General features: G+C 36.8%; 21 protein-coding genes. 13 read left to right on the forward strand and 8 right to left on the reverse strand.

Annotated elements, in window-relative coordinates; all coding sequences use genetic code 11:
• Positions 1–13: 13 nt before the first annotated feature.
• Positions 14–649, reverse strand: a complete 636-nt coding sequence (locus tag ABMA78_RS12390; RefSeq protein ID WP_392860445.1) for a MarC family protein — start codon at positions 647–649, stop codon at positions 14–16.
• 368 nt (positions 650–1,017) lie between these two features.
• Here ABMA78_RS12390 and ABMA78_RS12395 point away from each other — a divergent pair, with 368 nt between their 5' ends.
• Positions 1,018–2,601 (forward strand): hypothetical protein, encoded by a 1,584-nt coding sequence (locus tag ABMA78_RS12395; protein WP_392860447.1) that lies wholly within the window; start codon positions 1,018–1,020, stop codon positions 2,599–2,601.
• Positions 2,602–2,808: 207 nt separating this feature from the next.
• On the forward strand, positions 2,809–3,762 hold the full coding sequence (locus tag ABMA78_RS12400; protein ID WP_392860448.1) for a hypothetical protein: 954 nt from the start codon (positions 2,809–2,811) through the stop codon (positions 3,760–3,762).
• A 224-nt stretch (positions 3,763–3,986) separates the two neighbouring features.
• Here ABMA78_RS12400 and ABMA78_RS12405 read toward each other — a convergent pair whose 3' ends face one another.
• A complete protein-coding gene (locus ABMA78_RS12405) occupies positions 3,987–4,676 on the reverse strand; it encodes a hypothetical protein (RefSeq protein ID WP_392860450.1) in 690 nt (229 codons plus the stop codon).
• A 259-nt stretch (positions 4,677–4,935) separates the two neighbouring features.
• On the opposite strand from ABMA78_RS12405, the gene fusA reads away from it, so the two are divergent.
• On the forward strand, positions 4,936–7,101 hold the full coding sequence (gene fusA, locus ABMA78_RS12410) for an elongation factor G (RefSeq protein ID WP_392860452.1): 2,166 nt from the start codon (positions 4,936–4,938) through the stop codon (positions 7,099–7,101).
• 166 nt (positions 7,102–7,267) lie between these two features.
• Here the strand turns inward: fusA and ABMA78_RS12415 are convergent, their stop codons facing one another.
• Positions 7,268–8,359 carry a hypothetical protein gene (locus ABMA78_RS12415; protein WP_392860454.1) on the reverse strand — a complete coding sequence of 364 codons (1,092 nt, stop codon included), beginning with the start codon at positions 8,357–8,359 and terminating at the stop codon, positions 7,268–7,270.
• A gap of 155 nt (positions 8,360–8,514) precedes the next feature.
• Here ABMA78_RS12415 and ABMA78_RS12420 point away from each other — a divergent pair, with 155 nt between their 5' ends.
• The 7 genes from ABMA78_RS12420 to ABMA78_RS12450 all read left to right on the forward strand — a co-directional run bounded on the left by ABMA78_RS12420 (position 8,515) and on the right by ABMA78_RS12450 (position 15,654).
• Positions 8,515–9,132, forward strand: a complete 618-nt coding sequence (locus ABMA78_RS12420) for a hypothetical protein (RefSeq protein WP_392860455.1) — start codon at positions 8,515–8,517, stop codon at positions 9,130–9,132.
• 133 nt (positions 9,133–9,265) lie between these two features.
• On the forward strand, positions 9,266–9,781 hold the full coding sequence (locus ABMA78_RS12425; protein WP_392860457.1) for a hypothetical protein: 516 nt from the start codon (positions 9,266–9,268) through the stop codon (positions 9,779–9,781).
• Positions 9,782–9,866: 85 nt separating this feature from the next.
• Positions 9,867–10,766: a LysR family transcriptional regulator gene (locus ABMA78_RS12430; protein ID WP_392860459.1), complete on the forward strand. Its 900-nt coding sequence runs from the start codon at positions 9,867–9,869 to the stop codon at positions 10,764–10,766.
• Positions 10,767–10,774: 8 nt separating this feature from the next.
• On the forward strand, positions 10,775–11,869 hold the full coding sequence (locus ABMA78_RS12435) for a hypothetical protein (protein WP_392860461.1): 1,095 nt from the start codon (positions 10,775–10,777) through the stop codon (positions 11,867–11,869).
• 65 nt (positions 11,870–11,934) lie between these two features.
• The gene (locus ABMA78_RS12440) at positions 11,935–12,354 is read left to right on the forward strand and encodes a hypothetical protein (protein WP_392860463.1); all 420 of its coding nucleotides are present in this window, start codon (positions 11,935–11,937) and stop codon (positions 12,352–12,354) included.
• 102 nt (positions 12,355–12,456) lie between these two features.
• A complete protein-coding gene (locus ABMA78_RS12445; protein WP_392860465.1) occupies positions 12,457–14,322 on the forward strand; it encodes a hypothetical protein in 1,866 nt (621 codons plus the stop codon).
• Positions 14,323–14,433: 111 nt separating this feature from the next.
• Positions 14,434–15,654, forward strand: coding sequence for a hypothetical protein (locus tag ABMA78_RS12450; RefSeq protein WP_392860467.1), 1,221 nt, complete (start codon positions 14,434–14,436; stop codon positions 15,652–15,654).
• 30 nt (positions 15,655–15,684) lie between these two features.
• On the opposite strand, the gene ABMA78_RS12455 is transcribed toward ABMA78_RS12450, so the two are convergent.
• The 3 genes from ABMA78_RS12455 to ABMA78_RS12465 form a co-directional block, all read right to left on the reverse strand.
• Positions 15,685–17,196, reverse strand: coding sequence for a cytochrome c biogenesis protein (locus ABMA78_RS12455; RefSeq protein WP_392860468.1), 1,512 nt, complete (start codon positions 17,194–17,196; stop codon positions 15,685–15,687).
• The gene (locus tag ABMA78_RS12460) at positions 17,193–18,860 is read right to left on the reverse strand and encodes a cytochrome c biogenesis protein ResB (protein ID WP_392860470.1); all 1,668 of its coding nucleotides are present in this window, start codon (positions 18,858–18,860) and stop codon (positions 17,193–17,195) included. The genes ABMA78_RS12455 and ABMA78_RS12460 overlap by 4 nt, the downstream gene beginning before the upstream one ends.
• A gap of 84 nt (positions 18,861–18,944) precedes the next feature.
• On the reverse strand, positions 18,945–19,649 hold the full coding sequence (locus ABMA78_RS12465) for a heparan-alpha-glucosaminide N-acetyltransferase (RefSeq protein ID WP_392860471.1): 705 nt from the start codon (positions 19,647–19,649) through the stop codon (positions 18,945–18,947).
• 78 nt (positions 19,650–19,727) lie between these two features.
• Between ABMA78_RS12465 and ABMA78_RS12470 the strand changes: the two genes are divergently transcribed.
• The 3 genes from ABMA78_RS12470 (at position 19,728) to ABMA78_RS12480 (ending at position 21,243) form a co-directional block, all read left to right on the forward strand.
• Positions 19,728–20,345, forward strand: coding sequence for a hypothetical protein (locus tag ABMA78_RS12470; RefSeq protein ID WP_392860472.1), 618 nt, complete (start codon positions 19,728–19,730; stop codon positions 20,343–20,345).
• A gap of 78 nt (positions 20,346–20,423) precedes the next feature.
• Positions 20,424–20,726: a cytochrome c gene (locus ABMA78_RS12475; RefSeq protein ID WP_021267353.1), complete on the forward strand. Its 303-nt coding sequence runs from the start codon at positions 20,424–20,426 to the stop codon at positions 20,724–20,726.
• Positions 20,727–20,775: 49 nt separating this feature from the next.
• The gene (locus ABMA78_RS12480; protein WP_392860474.1) at positions 20,776–21,243 is read left to right on the forward strand and encodes a hypothetical protein; all 468 of its coding nucleotides are present in this window, start codon (positions 20,776–20,778) and stop codon (positions 21,241–21,243) included.
• On the opposite strand, the gene ABMA78_RS12485 is transcribed toward ABMA78_RS12480, so the two are convergent.
• Together ABMA78_RS12485 and ABMA78_RS12490 are read right to left on the reverse strand one after the other, a co-directional pair.
• Positions 21,233–21,742: a hypothetical protein gene (locus ABMA78_RS12485; protein ID WP_392860476.1), complete on the reverse strand. Its 510-nt coding sequence runs from the start codon at positions 21,740–21,742 to the stop codon at positions 21,233–21,235. The genes ABMA78_RS12480 and ABMA78_RS12485 overlap by 11 nt on opposite strands.
• Before the next feature lie 22 nt (positions 21,743–21,764).
• Positions 21,765–24,113 (reverse strand): hypothetical protein, encoded by a 2,349-nt coding sequence (locus ABMA78_RS12490; protein ID WP_392860478.1) that lies wholly within the window; start codon positions 24,111–24,113, stop codon positions 21,765–21,767.
• Positions 24,114–24,153 lie beyond the last annotated feature (40 nt).

A 24,153-nucleotide genomic window follows, 5' to 3' on the forward strand; every position in this document is an offset into this window, starting at 1 on the left:
AGTGAGTTATGCTCTAAAGCTTGGCCTTTAGAATTGGTAGGATCGAAGCAAGTCCATTTGTTATCATCTCTACTGACATTGCTAGGAGGAAAAGTCCCATAACTCGTGTTGTGACATTAACTCCCAATTGGCCAACTTTCTCACTAATACGATTTGCATTAATAAGAGCGATATAGATACAAAGTACAGCTAAGAAAATGATTGGAATACTTAGGGCCCAGTCAATTGGTGAGGACAGGTTTTGTGCGTAAATAATTGTCGTGGAAATAGCTCCAGGTCCAGCAAGTAGAGGAATAGCGAGTGGTACAATTCCAACCTCTCTAATAGAGTCATCATCCATCTCTTCCTGAGTCAGTTTAGATTCAACATCCTTGGCATTGATCATGGAAGTTGCCATTGAGAAAATCAGAATTCCTCCACCGACTGTGAAGGCACCAATTGAAATCCCAAAAAAGCCCAAGATTTTTTTTCCAAGAAAAAGGGAGATAATTAAAGTTACAAATACTGCAATTGAGCAGACTCGTACCATGCTTCTTCTCTGAGTTTTTGAAAGGTTCTTTGTAAGCCCCATAAACATTGGAAGTGCCCCAATTGGGTTTACGACTGATAATAATGCAACAAAGAAAGAGACCATGATACTAAATTCCATGAATTCATTATGACGAGTTTCAGTGATTATTCAAGTTAGTTTTTTGTTAGCGTCATCTGCAGCATCGTGTGGCAAAAGTGCCCCAACGGGCAGTTTTGACTCACTGATGTATGTGACTCAAGAATCAAAGAGCGTAGCTCGCGTGATTCGGTTGCCAACCTAAAAGAAACGTTAATAACTCTCTTCAGCTAAAGTATAGAATTGTGTCTCAACCATCTAATAGTACATAAACGATGGAAATAAATAATGTTTCCTGAAAAAGTCGTAACGAAAAAAGTTTATATTTTCTTCAAGAGTTTTTATTTTAGTTCGATAAAGAAGTAACATGTTCATCTGTAGAGGTATCTATTAAATATCTAAATTTTATTTTGTCTGTCCTTCTTTTAACTTCATGTGTTTCTCAAGTCGATTTTAATTTTGATGATGATGTATCTCCCCCTTCAGGTGATGGAGTTGGAAAGGTTATTACAACATCAGATTTTTCATTCTTAATGATTAACGATACTGGATCTGGTAATGAAGTTTATCTAAGCTACGGACTAGCTGCTGACACGGTTCAGGTTCCTAATGCTAGCTTTGCTTATTCAAAGATGACTAATCCAGACACGCAGGCAACTGACTCAGTAGGAAATCACTACACATTTTCTAATGGAATGATTGTAGCTGGTTTTAATTCTCCTAATTACGACATCATTCTAATTGATAAGAGTAATAACTTTAATGTTCTGGCAACAATTCCTGGTTTTGGTGATACACAGTCTGATCCAATCTTTGTCAATCGAGTTGGAAATCAGCTCTTTTTTATCATCAAGTCTACTGCCACAACTTATGATCTTTGGGTGACTGATACGACAGTTGCTGGAACTAAGATGCTAAAAACTGTTTCAAATACTTACTATAGTACTTTAAATATCAGGGAACGAAATGTCCTCTTTAATAACAAGATGTATTTTAAAGGTGGCGACGCTGTCAATGGACCTGAGTTATGGGTTACAGATGGAACAGTTAGTGGAACGAAAATGGTTGATGATTATATTGCTGGAGCTTCTGGGCTTGATCCTCGTAGGTTTAGCGTTGCTAATAATAATCTCTATATCTTTTCACAAACAAATCAGACAATTTATCAAATGGGAGCAGATGAAATTATTTCAGAAGTTACATCTCTTCCGCCTTCAATGACTTCTGCAACCTTTAGTGAAAATCAGGTCGTTTCTAATGATTCCTATTTCTGCTTTAAGCTGTCTGTTTCTATAACTAAGTATCTCACTTGCATCAATACAGATACTCAAGTTGCAGAGTCTAGGCTTTATACGAGATCGGCTGAATTTCTAGGTGAGGATGGGGGAAAAATCTACTTTGCTGATGTTGTTGATGTAGACCCTACTGCAGCGACTGACTATACGGCCTATATTTATGAAACGACTGGAGCGATATCATCACAGGCACCGACCCAAATTCATGAAATGACTGTTCCTGTTGAGATACTTAGAACGAGTCAAATAAATTATGATAATAGCAACGGGGCAATAAGTTATCTTAAGTATGATCATACTGATGATGGTGATAAACATATGTTTGTAAAAATCAAGGACTCAGTGGTTACAGAAATTGATAATATAATCTATCCATTTAGTACTGATCCAACTATTACTCAAATAAATCTCTATACATCTTATAGTGCGTACCGATCGACGACACCAGGAACCTTTGTCTATTTAATTAATGATGGTGCAATGATGTTAACAGTGATGCAGTCTGATGGAACGCTAGCAGGTACACAAGTTCTCACACAGGTAGATTTGGCCGATATTATGGCAGATATTTCAGGTGGGAATGCAGCACAGGGATATGCTCGATATATCGTTGGCCTACTTGATGGGATGTCAGTTGTGCGTCCTTATGACTTTAGTGTGGACCAATATTTTAATCCGAATGCTAGTGGGTTGAATTAGTACTTTCTATATTTTCAAAATATCAATATGAGGGCTATGTAGCCCTCATTTTTTTATCGTTAGAATCATTACTATTATCTTTTGAAGAAGTTTAGTTACGCAATATAATCTGTTAATTTCATTGTGAACTACTTTGTAAGTAAAATGTATTTATGTGAACCACTAAGTTGCCGATAATATAGGTAGAAACTTACTTTGGGGGATCTAGTGTTTTTTGATTTTTACATAAGTTATGAAGGGAGAGTAAATCGAAGGCAGTTTATTATTGGGGTCTTTTTAGGGGGAGGACTTTTTCTTGTTCCAACATTTCTAACACTGGTTTCATCATTAGGAAAATATTCACCACAGTTTTTACATGAGCTCTTTATGCTTTTATTTCCATTCAAGCGTGAGTTACATATGGCAAATATATATGTAATTCTAGAGCAAACTTCACGAATGAAGAAAGATCTTACACTTCTCGGTTTTGTTTACATCATAAGATACATTAGTATTTTTTTAGCTAGCATCGTTTTATCTTCCTTTTTTGTCAGAAGAGTAAGGTATTTAACTGGTCAATTCAGTCGAGTATATTACTTAGTTGTTCCTTTAGTTCTATTTGAACCATCTCTTTTTTTTCTTTTGGTCTTTGCACTTATTGTCTCGGATTCGGAACATCGATTAAAAGAGGGGACTCTGAGCTTTTTTGAGAAATACTCAGCATACGTGAAGGCTACAATTTTGTTTTTATTTCTTGGCTACCTCTTTGTTGATACAACATCTTTCTATGACTTTGAAAAGAAAGACGCTACTAGTATTTTATATAAAAATTTTCAGGATGAGAAAAGTGTAGAGCTGCTATCTCTTGTAAAGAAAGCCAATGAAGATATAACATTGCTTAAAAAAGAATTAAGATACGTAAACATGAAGTACGAAACTATTTCGGCTACCCAGCTAATGGGTCGAGATAAACGCTTAAAAGAATTGTTGAAAGCTAAACAGATATCAAACGATACACCTTCGCAAATTATGAATTTAAAGAAAGAGATCTCTATTCGTGATAAATTTATTAGGGAACTCGATAATGAGATCAGGGTATTGGACGTTTCAAATAAAGAATTGAAAGATGAGTTGTTTTTAATTAAGAGACGTGTAGAGTTGAATAAGGCTCGGAATAAATAGAGAATCAAAGAGCGAAGCTCGCGTGATTCGGTTATATGAGAAAGAACCTTTACTCATTTTCACTTCGTGAAAATATCGTTTTTTTTTGCGATAACTTTCCCATTCGTCAGCGCTGAGACAACAAAGCCGGGCTTGAACCCGGCTTGTTGAAGATATATTTCATTTCAGGCGACGTGCGCTATCGGCGCGTCCAATAGATTGCCTTTGGGCAATCAATGCCGCGCCTATTCATCAATAGCGTCCCAATCAAGATCTTTCGAGATTGTGACACCAGAGATTGTTTTTTGAACTTCTTTTTTAATGAAAGGGAAGTTGATTGCTTCAAAGTTGTATTCGCTTAATAGACCTTCTTCCATGACTTCATCAAAGGCAATTAAGATATTCTTTGGTGCAGCTTCAACAAGGTTAGTGAAATAGAAATCCTCTGGAAGCTCAGGGATATCAATCTTAGCATCTTCGTGACCTTCAAGAATTGCTTCATTCATAGCAGCTTCTGCTTGTAGGGCCATGATTTGCTTAACTGGAGACTCTTCACTTGTATCACGTACAATAAGAGAACCCTTGATATTGGCCGGGTTTAAATCTCTTGTGATATTCCAGCTGGCAATATTAAAGAAGTCTAAATAGAAAGTTGATTTTCCATATTTAATTTTTCTTGGAATTTGCAGTTGTGTAAGGAACTTACGCGTTGATTCATCTTTTGACTTACGAGCAAGCTTTTGAGCAAGTTTTGCGTCTTGGACTCGGATAATATAAGCACCGGCCTCTTTTGTTGATCTAAATAGCATATATTGGAACGCCACACTAAAGAGCGTATATAATTTATGTTGACCAAGGTGGATTCGTGACGCGTCGCTTTCGACAAGGGTTTTAACAGACTCGTATAGGTCTTGTTTACTAAGTTGAGAAGACATTCAGTTTATTCCTTTTAATTTTGTGCGAAAGATTTTTTAAGAATTAGGTCATTTTTTGTCAACACGTTTGTCAAAAATAAATACTTAAATATTCTTTATTTTAAGCTCAAAAAAGCCTTATAACTCGTTGACTTGAATGGCTTTTTTCACTAATATGCAACACTGATTATTATAACTTATGAACGATACTATATAAATTTGGTCATCCATTTTTATTTGGACTCAATTAAATATTAACAACCTCAAAACGGAGTTAAGAATGATTAACAACAAGCTGATGGCGAAAACGAGAAACATCGGTATTTCGGCGCACATCGACTCTGGTAAGACTACTCTTTCAGAGCGTATCCTTTTTTATTGTGACATGATCCACAAGATCGAAGATGTTCGTGGTGGTGGTGCTGGTGCAACTATGGACCACATGGAGCTAGAGAAGGAAAAAGGGATTACAATTACATCTGCTGCAACGACAGCACACTGGAAAGGTATTACAGGTAAAGGGACAACTTTTGCTGACGGTATTGAAAAAGATACTCGTGTAAACCTAATCGATACTCCGGGTCACGTTGACTTCACTGTTGAGGTTGAAAGATCACTACGTGTACTAGATGGTGCAATCCTAGTTCTTTGTTCAGTATCTGGTGTTCAGTCTCAGTCAATCACTGTAGACAGACAGATGAAAAGATATAACGTTCCAAGAATGGCTTTCTTAAACAAGATGGACCGTATGGGAGCAAACCCATTTAATGGACGTGACGCACTTAAAGAAAAACTAAACCACAATGCTGTTCTTATGCAAATCCCTATTGGTGCAGAAGATCAGTTCACAGGTGTTGTTGACTTAGTTACTAAGCAAGCAATGTACTTTGATGGTGATAACGGTGAAAACGTAAGAATCGAAGAATGTCCTGCTGATCTAGTAGAACAAATGGAAGAACTAAGAGCTGAAATGGTTGACGCTGTAGCTGAGTACGATGATGAAGTTATGGAAGCTTACCTAGAAGGTAATGAGCCAACTGAAGAACAACTTCACATGTGTATCAAGAAAGGTGTTCAATCTCTTCAACTTACTCCAGTTTACATGGGGTCTGCATTCAAGAACAAAGGTGTTCAAGCACTTCTTGAAGCTGTTGCAAGATACCTTCCTTCACCACTTACTTGTGCTCTACCAACTGCTGTTGATTCAGATACAGATGAAACTGTTACAATCAATCCAGATCCAGCAGAAGATCTACTTGCGATGGCATTCAAGATCACTGATGAGCAATTTGGTCAGCTGACTTATACAAGAATCTATAGAGGTACACTAAATAAAGGTGATACTGTTTATAATACAAGAACTGGTAAGAAAGTACGTATCGGACGTATGGTTCGTATGAACTCTAACGATAGAGAGAATATCGATACAGCTCACGCTGGTGATATCATTGCTATCGTAGGTATCGACTGTGCATCAGGGGATACATTCGTAGGTAACGACGATAACTTAAACCTTTCTCTTGAAGGTATCCACGTTCCAATCCCAGTTATCGAACTTTCGATTTCTTGTAAGGATAAGAACGAGCAAGCGAAGATGTCTAAAGGTCTTGCTAAATTCATTAAAGAAGACCCGACATTCCACGTTTACACTGATGAAGAATCAGGTGAAACACGTATCGCTGGTATGGGTGAGCTACACCTTGAAATTTACGTAGAAAGATTAAAGCGTGAATTCGGTGCAGAAGTACAAGTTGGTGCTCCACAGGTTAACTACCGTGAAACAATCAGAACTGAAGCTACTTTTGACTACACTCACAAGAAGCAAACTGGTGGTTCTGGTCAATTTGGTCAGGTTGTTGGTCTACTTAAGCCACTTGCTGAAGAAGACAAGGATAAAGAAGATCAAGTATTTAAATTCAATAACGAAATTAAAGGTGGTTCGATTCCTAACGAATTCATCGGTGCCTGTGAAAAAGGTTTCCAAGACGTTATGGATAAAGGTCCTCTTGCTGCATTCCCAGTTATTAACTGTGAAGTATTCTTAAGAGACGGTAAGTCACACGACGTTGACTCTTCAGATATGGCATTCCGTATTGCTGCAAGACAAGCGATGAGACAAGCTATCAACAAAGCACAACCAGTTCTTATGGAACCAGTTATGAAAGTTGAAGTTACAACTCCAGATGAATTCCAAGGTTCTGTAATTGGTGACCTTTCTTCAAGAAGAGGGATGATCCAAGGTTCAGAAACTGATCCAGGTGGAGAAGTTATCATCAATGCTGAAGTACCACTTTCAGAAATGTTTGGTTACTCAAATGACCTAAGATCTATGTCTCAAGGTAAAGCATCATACACGATGGAATTTGCAAGATACGTTGACTGTCCTTCTAATATCCAAGAGACAGTTATGAAAGAACGTAAAGAAAAACTTGCTAATGAAGATTAAAAATTAATATGCCCAAAGGCATATTAAATTTTTAATCTGCTCCCAGAGCTTGAAATTCAGATTTACAATAAAGACGGCCGGTTTATACCGGCCGTTCTTTGTTCTGGAGCAATGGGAAAGCTTCTGCAAAGAGCATGGCCCAAAGGCATATTAAATTATTTAAATATTAACGTGCGTGAATAACTTTTAGAACACTACTCGAAAGAGTTTTTGCATCAATCCAGATTTGCCCTTTTTCATCAACCTCCCAGGCCTGATCATATTTACGATAATCACCCCAGCTATTTCTAACTAGGTATTGGCATGAGTTGTCCTTGGCCTTTCTTTGGCCAATCACAAGGACAGAGTGGTTACTACAGCTACCGTTCATGGCAGGTAGTGAGCGCTTAAAGCTCTTTTCTTTTTCTGTTAAGACTTCGGCGCAGATATCGACGATAACCGGTAGGTTATTTCCTGATTCAAGACTTGCGCTTATATTTTGGATAATATGTGGGTTTACTGCATCAACTTGAAAACGTTGTTTGAACTCTTCATCTGTTTCATTATATCCAATATCACTAGGAGAGTAGTCATGGTATTCAACTTCTGGAAGGTTGAGTTCAATTTTATTATTCTCGCAAACCTTCTCAAAAATGGCCTGTTCTCTTAAATAGAAGCCCTTTTTTGAAACTGCAATGGTCAAAACTTCATCGTCGACAAGATTGAAAAAATCTTCTTTTACACCACGAAGTCTTAGTTCTTCTTTTAGCGTTTTTACTTTTTCTTCTAGTGACTTATTCGAATAGAACTCGTAAACGAATGGCTCCCAGAAAGTATTTGGGTCCTTAATTCCAATTGAAGTCAGAAAGTTTTGATCACAACTAAAGCCCTGCTTTAACTGCTTAAAGAGTATATTGATTTGACCTACTCCTAGTCCAGAGCGGCCAGCACCCCTCGATATATTGGAGAGTAAGTTGACTTCGCTACCATTTGCTCGCGTCGGAGATAGCTTTGTTTGTAGTGCTGTTGTTATTGCAGATGTAATGTGTCCCTTTGCTTTTAAATCATTTTGAATCACAGCATCGATAAATTGTGAGCCTGCAAAGGCATAGCACATTTGAGAATCTTTTTTCTTTCCATACATTTGATCATGAATAGGCAAATTCTTAAATGGCGCATTCTCGCCCTGATCGAGTCGAATATCTTGGCAGTCATTCGCATATATTGTTGTGGATAGAAGTGTCAGTGTAGTGATGAATAGTTTTTGAAGTTTGATCATTTGTTAAATATACAATGGATTAGTTCTATTTCTTTATCGGATGTAGAAAATTCTTTGGTGTGTATTTTTATGACAGCTCTAACTAATTTTCAAAATTTTAAATTGAGCAGTCATTATTTGTTATTGTGAATAAAAAAACTAACGAGGATATTTATATGAAATTTGCATCAGCTCTTATACTTCTTACTTCATTAAACACATTTGCACTTAGTGGTGAAGTTAGGAATATCAAGGCCGTCAATCAATTCGATGACAATGCAAAGAGATCTCTCGTTATTGAAGGAAGTTATGCAAATGCTAAGGTTTCTCTAGGAGTTAGTAATTTTGGCGTAAGAGATAATGAATCACTAAGTATACGTGTTATCGATATCACTGGTGTCGATGGATCAATTCCTGATGATTTCTACGTTCGAGTGGCCGTTGATGCTTATAGTGCTGAACATATTGGGAATGAGAGTATTGTCTATATGTTACCTGACTTTATTACTGAGCGTGGTGAAGTGAGTGAAGAGCTTGTAACAGGTGATGAGATCACTTTAGAAGGACGTGAGCTTAATAATATCGAAATAGATAAGGGATATGGAAATCGTGTTATTCGTCTAGAGCTTGGTAAGGAGCGTTTCACGAAAGATTCTGTCTTTGGAACTTATGCTCTAAATCCAGCACAACTTGAAATGGTTGAACGTGGAGAAACTCTTCGTCTGACTCTAGAAGATACGAGGAAACTTAAGAGAACGCTTACAACTGCGACGATTGAAATTTCTAAAAAGTAAGAGCATTCTTAATCGGCCGTTTTAAAAGTGACTAGAGTTTAAACTGATTTTAAAAAATTGTTCACTTTTTAGACGGCCTAAGTCTTTGAATCCCCTTAAAAAGATTGGCACTATCATTGCATTATATATTCATGTGAAGAAACTTATAATCGCACTATTCTTGATGGCCACAAACGCTCAGGCAATGAACCTTACATATATCTATGGAGGGATTACGCCGCATATACAAAAGCCAACTGGCCCTAATGCAAGGCCACTTTGTAATGAGTTATCAGAGGGAAGCGGAGTTATTTATAATGAATTGCACTCAGTACGATTCAACTATGCTTATGACTGGTCCACTGGACTACTTGTAGGGGAGAATTCGTACTGTGAGCCTATTTGGGGTGTCACCCAAAGTTATAATTTTTATCGTAATAAGTATGTTGAGATTAATGGTACAGCAGGCTTCTATCATTTTGATGAGAATGGTTTTGACTTCAGTGAAGGGGCGTACTTTGCCAATATTGGTGACTTCTACTTTGTTCCAATTATTGGCGCTGAAGTAAATTTTAGCCTTTACAAAGATAAGGACTTTCAAATATCTTTCATGAATCTGCTTACTCCTGTTATTACAAACCATTCCTTTGGAGTAACGTTTTTCTTCTAATTTACAATTATTTGACAGAGTTGTTATTTACAAATGTTCACTTTTGGTATAAGGTATAACTTATACTTAAGATAAGGTTAAAATTATGTTAGAAACAAGCCAATTACAAACACTCGTGGCCGTGGCCCGTGCAGAAAGCTTCTCTCGTGCAGCTGAGGACCTAAATGTAACTCAATCTGCTATCTCTCAATCAGTTAAGAATTTAGAGACTAAAATAGGTGTTAAGGCCTTTAAGAGAACTGGTAAGAAGGTTGTTCTAACTCAAGAAGGTGAAAAGCTCTATGAGCTTGCAACGAACTTTCTTAACGATATGGATGAAACTCTTGTCCAAATTAAAGATAATAAAGATGAAATGAAGGGAAAGATACGCATCGGTACTCTTACTGGTGTTGGAAAGTCTTGGCTTGCTAACGAGCTTTTAACTTTTGCTGAGAATGAAAAAGACTTATCAATTCATATCTCTCTAGGCTTTCAAGAAGATTTAATTAAAAGCTTTGAAGAGAATAAAATCGACTTTCTAGTGCTTCCTGAAGGAGCGCTACCTAAGGCCGGTGAAAAGCTTCTTCTAAGTGAAGAGGCGGTAACTCTTGTTTATCCTAAGGGCAACCCTTTTAATATTACAGAACAAACTTCTTTAGATGAGCTAACTAAGATGCCTACTGTGCTTTTTGAGCAAGGTGATCGTCTTTACTACAACTGGTGTGTGGCAAAGTATGGTAAGAAACCTAAGAAAGTAAATGTTCGCTATTCAATAAACTCTCACGGAAATATGTTACAGGCCGTAAAGAGTGGACTTGGAATCGCAGTTGTTCCAAATCACGTTCTAAAGCGCTGGTACTATAGTGATGAGATCGAAACTCTAGGAAAAGCATTTGAGGTTTCTAATGACCGTTTCTACATTGTCTACCATAAGGAGTCGACAGAGCTAGTGCGTATTAGAAAGACAATTGAAATGCTTACTAAAGAGGCCAATCCATTTCTTTAACTCCCATGATGAAGAAATATGACCTTTCAAATATTCCAAACTCAATACAGCTATTCATTAGAAAGAGTTGGGAAGAAGGTTTTAGGCTTTGTCTTGTTGGAGGCAATGTTAGAGATTGGTATCTAGGAAAAAAATCAACAGACTTTGACTTTGAGATCAGACATCTTCAAGAAATTGAAGGCGAGGCGTGGATTGATTATCTTGCAGAGAATTTCCCCGAGGCCAAGTATATTGGGATGGGAGTGTTTCGTATTAATCTTGGAGAGGCCGAGATTGAGTTTTCTTCAGCACGTCTTGAAGAGTTTAATGATGATATTGGTCATAAGAATTTTACACCCAAATTTTCAAGTAGCCTATCTTACGAGCAATCATTCAAGCGAAGAGATATAAGAATTAATGCTATTGGTGCGCAGTTTAGTGTTGTCGATGATAAGATTAAAGTTGATATTATTGATCCTTTTGGCGGCCTAAAAGATATAGAAAATAAGAAAATTAATTATATTAATGCGGACTTCTTTAACGATCCTGTAAGACTTCTTAGAACGATTCGTTTTAGTATTAATACGGGCTTTGCAATAGTAGAAGACGAAAACTATGCAAAGTTTGATTTACGAAAAATCTCTCTTCATTACCTAAAGTATGAATCTTCAAAATGTAAGGACTGTCAGTTATTTGTAGAAACCCTTGTCTCGCTTATTAAACGCCATCATATTAAGTTACCTCAGGCCTTAAGCGAAATTATACTTCTCGATGAGTATTATCTTATTGGTGATATGAATTCGATTGAAGAAGTTGTTCTCTATAATAATGCTGGTTTCAGTGAAGAACTCTATTCATTTTTTGCAATTAAGAAAAATCAATATAAGAAAATTCTAAATTTTATAAATACTAGAAATGCTCTTCTAAAAAATGATTGTATCGATTTACGAATTGAATTAATCAATGCCATTGTCCGCTTAGAGGATGATAGTCGACTTAAAAACTATGACTTGTTCACAAAGATAAAAAATGAATTAGGTAAGCACCGTTCAAAAGACTCTAGAAATAAGGCGATAAAGGCCTTGGCAGAAAGTGAGCTAGGCAAAAAACTCCTAAATAAATAACGCACTAGATTTCTACCCAAATTCCATGCCATAATGTAAGAAGGAAAATCCTTCTTGGAGGAATTATGGTTGACATACATTCAATAATTGCAACTCATAAAAAGAGAGAAGTTGATTCAAGTAAGATCGATGCGAACTCTTTTCCTGCTCCTACGTTCTCAGATATCCCTGATATATTCTTTGATGAGATTCTTGTTAATTATCGCTTAACAAGAGTTGAGATTGTTATTCTAATGTACCTTTATCGTCGTGTTTGGTCGAAGGCCAATCCATATCGTGAACATGGTATCTCTCAATTAATGTCGATGTCTGAAATTGTTGAAAAGCTTCAAATTTCACTCGAAGAAATTCACCAATCAATTCTTAAACTTGAAAACTTTGGATTCATTTCTACTATCAGAGTTGGTCAATATTTTGTCAGAAGATTCTTTACCAAAGAAAATGACGAATATCATGGTCAATATTATGATGACTTTGATGTTTAGTTTTTGTGTCAAACTTAAAAGCCTTGTAAAACCAATATGTTGTGTATTCCTTTTTTAAATCATGATATTATGTAGATAAGATTAATTGAATGGAGACAAATTGTGTCAAAGAAGATTGCTTATCTCGGTAAGGACCTTGGTTATTGGGATGACCTACAAAAAGTGTATATCAAAACATATCCAGCTGAAGAAAAAAGTTTTCATCAGATTTCTTATCATGCAAATAATATCAATGAATGTATTTTTGACCTCTTTGAATTGGCCCCTTCGATTATCTATATCGACATTAAAGAAGATGAGGCTCATGGCCATAACTTAGGAATGATTTTAAAAAGAATACACTTCTTTAGAAATACTCCAATAGTTGCAATTGTAAATAACCTAGATGATGTAAAGAAACTTATCTCAATTCATTTCGACTTTGTTTTTGTTAAAGGTATTGAGATTCACGATGTCGTTTATCATCCCTATAAACAGCGCTTTCCTGCAGATGCTGTTTCCGCAGAGTTTGCTCTTGCAAAATTAGAGGCCGCTATTAAGCTTAAAGAAATTGCACGTGTAGGCTTCTACGGTTTGAGCACAATGCATATCGAGTGTAATAATAAGCTTGAAGAAGGTAGGCTTGTTGAAGTCGAGCATGCGCTTGATAAGAAGCAAATGGACACAAATTACTTTATCGCTCGTAAGCATGGCCTTGATAATATCTACTATGGCGCTAATGGTTGGTCAGAGTTAGAGTATCTCTTTGTTGATCCAGCAAAGCGCGAGGATGGAAGCTTTAGCCTAAATGTAGAAGACTTAAACGAGAATGAGTTAAATAGAAAGCTTAAGATTGGAAAGACCTTAAAGAGCTGGGTTAATGATAACTCTTCTTATGGATCACAAAAGCTCACTAAGCTATTTATGGTTGATCCTCAAATGCATTATTTTAAAACAAATGAAAAACTCATTGATTCATATGACTTTGTTTTTAGAATTAATGAAAGCTTTGAGGAAGATTACACATATATTTCACGCTTAAATCCAGACATTGTTGTTTACTGCTATCCTGAATTTATTAGTGAGGAAGGCGAGCTTGATGAGGCAAAAGAGAATCAAGATGTTGATCAGATGGCCAATATCGCAAAAAGTATTGAAGAGTTTCATCAGAAACAGGATGAAGTATTAAAGAATGCTATAAGAAATATCAAAAAGCTAGGGGATAATAGTCCCTATTTTATCGTTATTAATTGTGACAGATATACTTCTAAAGAGTTTCAGGAGAGGTTTAATTACCAATTCGCTCTTGTGAATCCGACAATGATAGGGATGAATGTACTTTCTCAAATGGTGCACCAATTACAAGAGAAACGTCTTACAAAAGAAGAACAAGAATTAAATACAAAAATTGCTGCTCTAAGAAAGAAAGATCCGATGAAGTATGCAAAGCTTAATAAGAGCTATTTTAACCCTCCAAAGTACTTTGTCTCTAAGAAGTCGCCACTAAGTCATGCTTTAATTATTAGGGGGGCCAAATTAGTTGAAATTTCTGAATCGACTTGTTTCTTCTCTTTAGATGAAGAACTTGTTTTAGGGAATTACTACTTAACTCATCCTTTTAATTTTGCAGTAAAGATTATTCCTCAAGAAGGCAATATCTATAAAAAAGAAGGCAATACTTATAAGTACCAGGGGCTTATTCATGCCATTGGTGAAAAAGAGAAAATGCGTCTTCGCCAATTTGTGAATGACATTTATACTCAACATAAGAAAGAGATTCGAGATAAAGAAGCCGCGGTAATGAAAGAGGCCAATGAAAGATTCTTAGAAGAGCAAAGAGTTGCTGCTTTATCTGAAGAGGAAGCCGCTGCTGAGGCCGAAGCACAAGCACAGGCCCTTAAAGAAGAAAAGCTTAAAAATACAGCGCCTGAGAATATGGACCTTTTAAATGATCTTGATGCTGCTATCACTAAGAAATCAGGACAGTAGTCTGAGTAGTTTGTTCAACTAAGTTGCTAAACATTCTCTTCTTTTCTTACATCTTGTGATTTATTTTCCAACTGCCATTAAAATAAAAGGATATTTTCATGGAGGAAGATAATGAGAAATCTAATGCTAGCATTGATGCTATTAGTGTCGAGCAATGTTCTTGCTGCAAACCCAGATAGAATAAATGAGAAATTTAATAACAGATTCTCTTTTGAAAGAGATGATTCTGGAAAACTTATTGCTGTAAGAGATCGTACAATCCGTACAAAATTCAAGTTCAAGGACTATGTTGAGTATATTAAAAACTCAATCTTAAATGAACAGGCCTTGATGTCACAAAGTGGACTTACTGGAAATTATGAAGCTGAAGTAGAAGGACTTTTTGAAACAGGTCATAACTTTCTAGGTAATGATTTTCAGACACAAAAGAATGTTAAAAGAGTTGTGACTTCGATGCGTGCATTTGAAGGTGTTGATTTTGACGCTATTTTTGCTGATAAAGAGTTTAATAACTTAATTGAAGAGTTTGGTTCAAAGATTAAGGATACTTTCTATTATATTGACCCAACGATTATTGCAAAGCCAGATAATGCAACATTTTTCTATCGTAAGAATGTTACTTATAAGGTCGTTAACTGGGCCTTAAATCAAGCTCGTAAGCGTCTATCAACAGTTCCTGCTTTAAATACAGCTTTCTATGTTATTACAGAAACAGAGAAGCTTTTTAGAACGAGACGTTTTTATCACCAAAACCTATTACTGCACTATCTTGAGTTTGCAAGTCCTGTCGAACTTGGTCTGACAAAAGAAGAAGTGGATCTTGTTTATTCTTCAATCTATGAGTCAAGAATTGATTGGATTGCATTCTGGGAATCAAATAGTGCTAAGCTAAACTGGCCGAGATACGGTACTGCTAACTTCTACTCAAAATTTAGAACGGCAACAAATCGTTTTAGATCATATAAGTCAAAGTATTCATCGGTTGGTGAGAGAATCAACTATGGTTTTCAAGAGGTAACTCTTGATGGTGAAAGAGTGATTGTTAACCTATTTGATGGAAATCACACTTTTGATAAGTCTCCTGCAATCGCTTACTCTTATGATCGTCCAAATCGCGTGAAAAGACTTAGAAGTGTTCTGACATTAGCAAGTCTAGGTCTAAGCTTTGTTCCACTTCCTGCAATTATTAAGGACAATGTTGATGGCTTTATTAAGTCTTACTACAAGCAACAACAAATTACTGAGGGAGCTCTAATTGGATTCTTTGAAATGAATGATGACGATTATATGCTTCGAGAAATACGATCGCAATATATCAATCCATTTATGTAATAAAAAAGGGCCTCTAAGAGGCCCTTTTTTTTATGCAGCTTTATGATTTGATTTTATAACTGTTAAGATTAGGAAGATCGTTTGAATCGCAAAGAATGTTCCTAGGAAGTATGCTCCACCTTGAGAGAATCCGTATGAGTGAAGTCCAGTTGCAAGGATGTAGTTAACTCCAAACCATGCCATCATAACACTCATAAAGGCCCCTGCTACAAGAACAGAGAAGCTTTTATTTGTGATCCAATTTGTGTACTTTCCGTGAAGGATCGCCATATAGATACATAGAACAATTAGTGACCATGTCTCTTTCGGGTCCCAACCCCAAAATCTTCCCCAAGAGTAATCGGCCCAAACACCACCAAGGATAATCCCTGCCGCAAGCATGATGATTCCGTATTTTAGAGTCGTGTAGATTAGGTCATTGTAGTATGTCTCATCTTCTACTTTGAAGTCTGTAAATGCTCTTTTGAAAAGAATTGTATTTGCTAGAATCCAACTTAGCGCCAGGGCACCGTAAGACATAATGATTGTTGTTACGTGAGTACTTAGCCAGAAGTTATCTCTTAGTACTGGAACAAGAGGACTAATTGATGGCGAAACCATATTAGTCGCAAATGTAATCATCATAAGCGTACATAGGTTGTATGCAAGTCCCATGTAGAGATATGTCTTTTCTTTCTTAAAGTGTCCAATAATCATTGAAAGTAGAAGAGCACCGTATCCTGAGAAGATAACTGTTTCATACATATTTGTAATTGGTGCACGTCCTGAAATATAGACTCTTAAAGTGATATATACTGTTTGAACGATAATCGTTAGCGCTGAAAGACCAAGTGCGATTCCAAACTTCTTAAAAAGAACTAGTGCTGCTAGGCCAATAAGAGTTAGGGCAAAAGCAATTTTAGTCAGCTGTAATTTATCGAATAAGAACTCTGTTAGGTATTTGTCACCACTTACTTCGATATAGTCTTTCTTGGCCTTAGCAAAAACATCCTTAAAAGGTGTTGATGAAACTTGTGCTAGTGCATCGACTTTTTCTTTTGTTAAAAAGCTTGTTACTGGCTCCCACGAGATTTCATTGCCCATTCTTACTGGAAGCTGCCAATTGCTTCCATTGATGATGTCTTGATAAAGAGCAATTTTATTAAGAAGCTTATTAAGCTCTTTCTTATAACCTGATTCAACCTTTTCTTTTTGATAGGCCATTCTAATTGTGACGTTCTCATCAATTAAGTCATCAAGTGCCATTGAGCTTTTTCCGCCAAGAAGAGCTTTCGTATTCTTGTGCTCAATTTTAGTTTCTAATTTAAAAGGTGCTTCTAGGCCAAATGCTTTTGAGCTTAGAAGACAAAAAGTACCTACTGATGAGTGACCTTTGGCCTTGTACTTTCCTGTCAGGTGATGAATAACTTCTTTTGAATGAACTGTAAGTGGCTTAATACGCCCATCTTGAAGAATAGGAAGTTTTCCTAACTCATCATTACAAAAGTTAACGTTAGCAAGTGTACTTGTTGCGATAAGTAGACTTAGTAGAATCTTAATCATTTCTTGTCTCCTAATTGGTCACCATCTGCTACTTCAAGACCTAAAAGGTCCTTCGTCTTTCTCTTAGGGCGATAATTTAGATAATAGTGCCATAGAGAACCTAAGACGAGTAGGAGTGAGCCTAGGTATTTAATCCAGCGTCCTTGATCTAGGTTTACTGATAGGGTTGAGCTATATTGTCCTGTTTCAGGATCTTGTGAGTATGAGGCCTGATAGAATGTGAAGCCATCATACTTTAAAGGGTTGTTCATATAGACATGATATGGAGTTGTGTCACCATCTGTGAATAGATTCACAAAACTCTCATAACTTGCAGGACGATTCGTTCCAGGGTCTTTATCCATTTTAAAACGTGTTAGTGTGAATTCAAATGGTAGAAGAAATGACCTCTTCGTTAAGTAGACATTTGTCTTAACACCATCAATCAGTACTGAGACTGGCTTATCATCTGTTAGCCAATATTCTTTATCTCTTACATGAATTTTTGCTGCTCTTGTTATACCCCTAACAAGTCCACCGTTTTGTTGAATTGGTAGAGTTGACTCAGGGACCATTGTTGGAACTAGGTTTTTTTCATTGCGAACTAATTTAAGTGTGAATCCCATCCAAGGAAGTGACATTAGACCTTGGTTATCAAAATTCTGGCTAACCCACTTGTCGGCATCTTTATCAAAGAAAGAAGCTGAGTCTCCAAAGAGAAATAGGTTTGGTTTTTCTTTAAAAAGATTCTTAGAAAATACTCTGATTGGAGCATTCATTGCAGGCTTTAGATTTTGGTCAAGGGCCCAAGGACTTAGGTCTGGTAGAAATGAGTAAACATTTTCTCCGTCTTTGATAACGAAGAATCGTTTATTCGTTGCTGTCTCTTCAACCTTGATATTCTTCTCTTCCGCAGTGTAACACTGTGACGTTCTCGAGTCCCAAAGGATTAGGCCACTGTCACTTGGTGTTGAAAAACATGGGGCAAGAGTTTTAGGTAGGTAAGTAATACTTAAAAGACCCATGCTTAGAGAAGCTTGAAAATCAAATGCTTCAGGATGGAGACTTAATGTGAAGTCTTGGGCCACGTTATCATTTGAAATGATATAGCTAGATGAGTGCATATTATCAGAATCATTAACACTATCTTTGGCCGGTAACCACTGCATGACCTTGTCTGCAAATGGAATATATTCTTTAATTTCAATTTCTTTGTAAGTAACGCCAATATTGCTATCAAATGCGCTATAAGGAAGAGGTAGAACAGCTCTTGTGTTTTCGTCTGGACGCGTGATCTCAATAACATCTTCGTTAAGGACAACTTGTCTTGTTGGAGTCATTGGCTGAAGGTGGATCGTTCCATCAATTCCTGCAATATATGTGACAAATGAACCAATACCAATAATGATAAGCCCTGCGTGAATCGTATAGAAACCGTAGAGTCTTTTCTTTAGTGGCAACCTTATAAGTGCTGCAAATAGAATACTTAATCCCATAAAGAATTGGATGGCCATGAACCACCACGTTTTATAGATAAGTCTTCCTACGAAGTCTGTTCCGTAATAACTTTCAACGAATGTTCCTACAATCATTGCAAGTGAGAATAGTGAAATAATAAAAACTGCGAATTTCATTGAGCCAATTGAACGCTCAAAGTACTTGTAATTGAACTTGTTACTTACCATTGCTTTTTAGCCTTTTTCCTTTGCTAAATTAAATAGCATAGTTGGTAAAGAGAGGCTATGGATTTCAAAAAGTTTTCAAAAACCTTACAAAAGTGGCGCACCTTTTATGATCTTGTACGCAATATAAACAATTGAGTAGAGAAATAGTTGGTGAGTGACATAGATAAGAAATGAATGCTTTCCTAGGAACTGCGTAAAGCGTATTAGACGCCACTGTGGGTAATCGATTTTATGCCAGCCTAGGTGAAAGAATGTTATTCCCAACATTGAAACAGCGGCCCATGGGAAGACTGCAATAAAGTCTAACGATGCGTGACTCATCTCTGGAAATGGGATGGCGTAAGGGGTCATTTCAAGTGCTAGAATGAGTATGGCCAACGCCGCACTAGGCCATGGTTTCTTTCTTAGGGGAGTAATTAGTAATGTTGTAAAGAAGATACAATGTAGTGTTCCAAAGTAGATCCAATTTTTTGGAAACATAAAATATGTTGAGACACTTATGATAATGGCCGCAATCCCAATTTTTGCCTGGCGAATGAGGTATGGGCGTGGGTGAATCTTTCCAGGGTGGGCCATGCATATTGAAACACCTACTGAGAACATAAAAAGAGTTACAATAAGGCGTGGGAGGTAGTACCAAAAACCAGGCCTAAAGAATTCAACATCCACAAATCCGAAGACATCAAGATCATATGTAAAGTGAAAGATAATCATTAAAATGACTGCTATGCCTCTTGTGAGGTCGATTAGATGATATCTCTTTTTTACTGTCTGCGAATCTTGTGTCATCTCTAAATGATAGCATAATCTCTTAATTTATGGTCAAAAGTATTCAAAGCTGTTAATTTGATTCCTATAAAAAGGTGGATGATGACAATATCAAATAAAGCACAAGAGCTTCTTCGTGATCTCGATACTGCACAATATTCTCAATATATTTCAGCAAGCTTCTTTGATGCAAGTTTTATGGCAAATGAAGAAGATGCGTTAAGAAAGAAGGCCCTTATTTATAGTGCCTTGACGATCGTTAAGAAAGTTGGGCCTAGCGCCTTATTTGTAATGACTTTTAGAGAAGCGGAAAGTTTCTTAAGAGATAGTGCTGCCCAACATAGTTGGCCAGGAGTTTTAGACTTAAAAAAGTGGTTTGAAACGATCTTACAAGAAATTCAGAAAGAGTTTTTTGAAAATGCCCTTATGAATAATAAAATAGAAGTTCTCAATTGGGAAAAATTGGACCTAAAAGAGCGTCTTTTGAAAATGGCCTCACTTATTGAAAATGTGAATGCGACTCTGGAGAGTTATAACTTAGGTCAAATTCAATTATTTAGCATAGAAGAAAATGAGGTCTGTGTTGATAATGGCCTAGCTTTTGGTGGGCTGCGTCAGCTACAGGCCGATAGTTTAAAAGAGATGATCTATGATTGTATTGCTAAGTATATGAACTTTAGCTTTCAATCTCAGCGTATAAAATTAGTTGCGCAGTGATGTATAAGCAGTTAATATTAGATAGCTATACGGTAAAGAAAATTAACAAAAAATAGATTTTATAAAAGAGGAACTAGAATGAAGTTAACGGCCCTTGCACTTATCACACTAGGTATTTTTTCAATGAATACTGCTCACGCTCAAAGCGCGGCCAAAGGTAAGACTCTATACTCACGTTGTATTTCATGTCACGGTGATAATGGAGAAGGAAAGAAGTCGATGAACGCTCCTCGTATTGCGGGACAATACGACTGGTATATTTACTCATCACTTGTTCAGTTTAAAACTGGTGAAAGAAAGAACCCAGATATGTTACCATTTATTAAAGGTCTGAACGATTCAGACTTTAAAGATCTTGCTGCTTATATCTCTACGCTATAATTGTAGAAAGATCTCAGTTTTTTACAATATTATTTACTAGGAAGGAATCATGGTAAAGGCCATTCAATTAGGCGAACTAAGTTTTGAGTCAGTTACATCTCAAAAGAAAGTAAAAGACGTTTACGATTACAACGTTGAGGCATTCTCTGATAGTCCAGATTTTAAGTGGACATTAGATGATATTAAGAAAGAATTGTCAGATGGTTGGCAACTCTATTCAGTAAAGCTATCTGAAGAAATTATCGCAGCGGCTTTCGTGAAGAAGGAAGGTGATAAGCTTCTTTGTAAGAATACATCAATCAAGATGCAACATAGTGGAAGTGGTTTTTCTCACAGAATCATGGACTTCTTTGAGCAAGCAGCTAAAGAGTTTGATGTGAAGGAAATTGTTCACTATTGTTCAATTGATAATTTCAGACAATACTCGCTAAATGAAAGCCATGGTTATGAAAAGACGGCACGTCGTCTTGGAAATAACGGTCACACGACAGAGTGGATCAAGCCGGTTAGTAAGTAGTAGCAGGATAATGTCTTGTACTTAGGGGAGACTCATAGCGAGTCTTTCCCCAGCTTTTTTCAATTCTTCCCGTTTTATTATCGATAATTGCTGTGAATGATTGCGGCATTCCATTCACGTCACGATTAACAATATAAATACTCTTATCAGTAATCTTAAGTCTTTTTACGATTTCAAATTCACTATTTGCTAGAATCGGTAGATTCTTTTTTACTTTTTTAATAACGGCAATATCTTCTTTGGTTAACTCCTTGGCAACATTGGCCATGGAATTATTTGTGCTTGTGTCATCTTTAGGAAGATCTGCTGTTGGTACAGAAGCAATCTTTCGAGAGTGGTGCTTGTGCCCGTGATGATGCTTTCGTGCTTTGTAGCGCTTTTCGTTCTTACCACTTGTGGAAGAGTATTCTTTAGAATTAGATTTTCCTTCATTCTGATATGAAGAAATAATAAAAAGTGCTGCTAAAGAGATACTACAAAATAGTAAAAACTTTTTCATCAAGGCCTTCTTTTGATTAAGATTATTGCTCAACCGTAAAGTTAATATTTAAAATGCTAAAAGGTTCTTCACCTGCAAATTCAAAGTCTTTAAAGTCATCATAATTAGTACTAGTTAGATCATGGTAACAATCTTCACAGTTTGCAAATGTCATACGTAGACGACATGATACTTCTGTTCCTAGTGGGATATTTTTATTAATTTCAAAGAACATAATATTCGAGTCTGTAAATAGAGGAGCTCCTTGCTCTGCTTGCATTGTCTCTTGCCAATTAGATTTCGGTGCCATGAAAGGAATGTTTTGAACATTCGTACTTGGGATAGCCTTTACAAAGCAGTTATTTAAATCGTCTTGTGTGCGATCTTCTCCTTGCCCTAAGCAGTCTTTTTCTAGCAGTCCAATATCAGACTTCATTCTCTTTAGGAACTCATGCTGATTAAGAAGTTTCGTGCTCGTACCGTCATTATATGTAAGCATACAAACAGGCATGATTCTTCCAGTGTCGTTATAATTTGTTTCAGTTAATGGATCACAAGTTTTTCCACCTTGTGATATCGAAGGGTAGCCATCACTTAAATTTGAACATGGTACACCGTCTTGCATATGCGCCCAGTCCGAAGCCAGGACTCTTGTTCCGGCCATGATAGAGCTTGAGTTATTATAGACGCTAACAAATAGACCAACGATCTCTCCTGGTGAAACCTTACCGTTTCCATTGTTATATCTTGCATCGACTGTTGTTACTTCACCTACATCCATTTGGTTTTGAATTGTTTGATATACTGACGAGCGGATATCAAAGACACTTAATGATGAGTATGAAGAGCGTGTGTCTTTAACAAGAAGATTTTTGTTAATTAGTTCTGTCTTCTTACGATTAAGTGGATTAACTGTGATATTTGTCGTTGAAATAGAATTCAAGTTATTATTATAAGTTCTAAAAAGTAGTAATCCGTATGAGTCGAATAATTGCTCTAAGTTATCCTTAGAAAAGTTTTGGTATGTACATAGGTTGTACTGGCTATTTGTAATATTGTAGACATTTCTTGCTAGTGATTGAGAAAAGCGTCTGAAGTTAATTGGGTTTACTGATTTTAGCCACTCTTTAGCGAAATCCTGATCAAGGTTGATTTGTCCCGTCAGTCCATCTTTTGCTTGTGCTGATAAGTCTCCTAATTCTCCAAGTGACTCGACAAGAGCGTAGAAAACAAGTTTCTTAGCGCCGTCAATATTACCTGTACAGCGATTGCTAAGTTCTTTTGTTAGGGCAACTAGAAGGTGACTGATGATTTGTCCATCAACGTGGATATCGTCAACACGAGCTTCTGTACTATAAACATCATATCCTAGGTATTCTGGATAACTGAGTCTTGAGTCTTCATCAGTTGAGATTCCTGCAATATGCATTGAATCGTCTTCTGAGATAGGGCGTGAAGCATTTGCGAATTTTCCTAATCCCCATTCTCCCATATGTTCTCTGTTGTTAGTGAAGTATGAGAAGTAATCTGCAATCCCTTCATTAATCGAGTATGCCTCATCGTGGCCAAAGTAACCAAGAGCTGACTCTTCAAGACAGACTGGGTTTTGTGTATTTAAACAAAATGCTGCATTAAAGGCCCTGTTTCTGTGGTTCATTAGGCGATCAACAATAGCATGACCAAATTCGTGATAAATAACAGAAGGGTCTTGGGCCATTTTGATATTTTGATAACCAGGAATATAACCTAATTTGATTAGGAAGTTACTTGGATCAAAGCTGGCATTCTTTCTAAGGCTTGCATCAGCATGAACGACGAGCTTTGCCTTATTGGAAGCATTCCAATAGGCCTTATGTAAATCCGTATTTGTTGGCACTGACGTGTCGTAAGAGACCTGATTAAGGCGATCAAAGACATATGTTGTAACATCACCTAGGTATGTATCGATGACTTTTGCTGTATGATAAAAAGCATTGATTTGTAGGAACTCTGTCGTTGTAACAGGAAATGCCCACTTTCTTGATTCATTTTGAAATGCCGAAACTCCGGCATCTTCCGTTACTTCTAAGCAGTCACCAATTAGCGAACAAGATTTTGTTAAGTACTCATTACTTGTAATATAAATAGGTGAGCGAGTGATGAGTGTTGAGAGGTCTGTATTCTCATCTGCTGCGTAATCGCTAAGAACGAGGGGATTGGCCGTTAAGACACGTCCGTAATTTGCTGATACTGTATCTTGAGTGTTACTTAAAGCTGATCCGCCAGAGCCTTCTCGTGATGAAGAGGCCTGATCGACCACACATGAAGTTGCAAGGATACTGATACACCCTAAAGTCCCTAGTGTATGAAGTAATTCTTTTTTATTTTTAACTATACGTACCGCAAATTTCAATTAGGCCTCCCATGCCCTTGAATCAATATATTCTATTCTA

The organism is Halobacteriovorax sp. RZ-2 (genome assembly GCF_043196685.1).
Lineage (GTDB): Bacteria > Bdellovibrionota > Bacteriovoracia > Bacteriovoracales > Bacteriovoracaceae > Halobacteriovorax_A.

Bases quoted from the DNA above. Each gene is read 5' to 3' on its own strand.
- ABMA78_RS12450 (WP_392860467.1), top strand. From the start codon at position 14,434: ATGAGAAATCTAATGCTAGCATTGATGCTATTAGTGTCGAGCAATGTT.
- ABMA78_RS12390 (WP_392860445.1), bottom strand. From the start codon at position 649: ATGGAATTTAGTATCATGGTCTCTTTCTTTGTTGCATTATTATCAGTC.
- ABMA78_RS12435 (WP_392860461.1), top strand. From the start codon at position 10,775: ATGAAGAAATATGACCTTTCAAATATTCCAAACTCAATACAGCTATTC.
- ABMA78_RS12475 (WP_021267353.1), top strand. From the start codon at position 20,424: ATGAAGTTAACGGCCCTTGCACTTATCACACTAGGTATTTTTTCAATG.
- fusA (WP_392860452.1), top strand. From the start codon at position 4,936: ATGATTAACAACAAGCTGATGGCGAAAACGAGAAACATCGGTATTTCG.
- ABMA78_RS12430 (WP_392860459.1), top strand. From the start codon at position 9,867: ATGTTAGAAACAAGCCAATTACAAACACTCGTGGCCGTGGCCCGTGCA.
- ABMA78_RS12420 (WP_392860455.1), top strand. From the start codon at position 8,515: ATGAAATTTGCATCAGCTCTTATACTTCTTACTTCATTAAACACATTT.
- ABMA78_RS12485 (WP_392860476.1), bottom strand. From the start codon at position 21,742: ATGAAAAAGTTTTTACTATTTTGTAGTATCTCTTTAGCAGCACTTTTT.
- ABMA78_RS12440 (WP_392860463.1), top strand. From the start codon at position 11,935: ATGGTTGACATACATTCAATAATTGCAACTCATAAAAAGAGAGAAGTT.
- ABMA78_RS12455 (WP_392860468.1), bottom strand. From the start codon at position 17,196: ATGATTAAGATTCTACTAAGTCTACTTATCGCAACAAGTACACTTGCT.
- ABMA78_RS12460 (WP_392860470.1), bottom strand. From the start codon at position 18,860: ATGGTAAGTAACAAGTTCAATTACAAGTACTTTGAGCGTTCAATTGGC.
- ABMA78_RS12465 (WP_392860471.1), bottom strand. From the start codon at position 19,649: ATGACACAAGATTCGCAGACAGTAAAAAAGAGATATCATCTAATCGAC.
- ABMA78_RS12480 (WP_392860474.1), top strand. From the start codon at position 20,776: ATGGTAAAGGCCATTCAATTAGGCGAACTAAGTTTTGAGTCAGTTACA.
- ABMA78_RS12405 (WP_392860450.1), bottom strand. From the start codon at position 4,676: ATGTCTTCTCAACTTAGTAAACAAGACCTATACGAGTCTGTTAAAACC.
- ABMA78_RS12470 (WP_392860472.1), top strand. From the start codon at position 19,728: ATGATGACAATATCAAATAAAGCACAAGAGCTTCTTCGTGATCTCGAT.
- ABMA78_RS12415 (WP_392860454.1), bottom strand. From the start codon at position 8,359: ATGATCAAACTTCAAAAACTATTCATCACTACACTGACACTTCTATCC.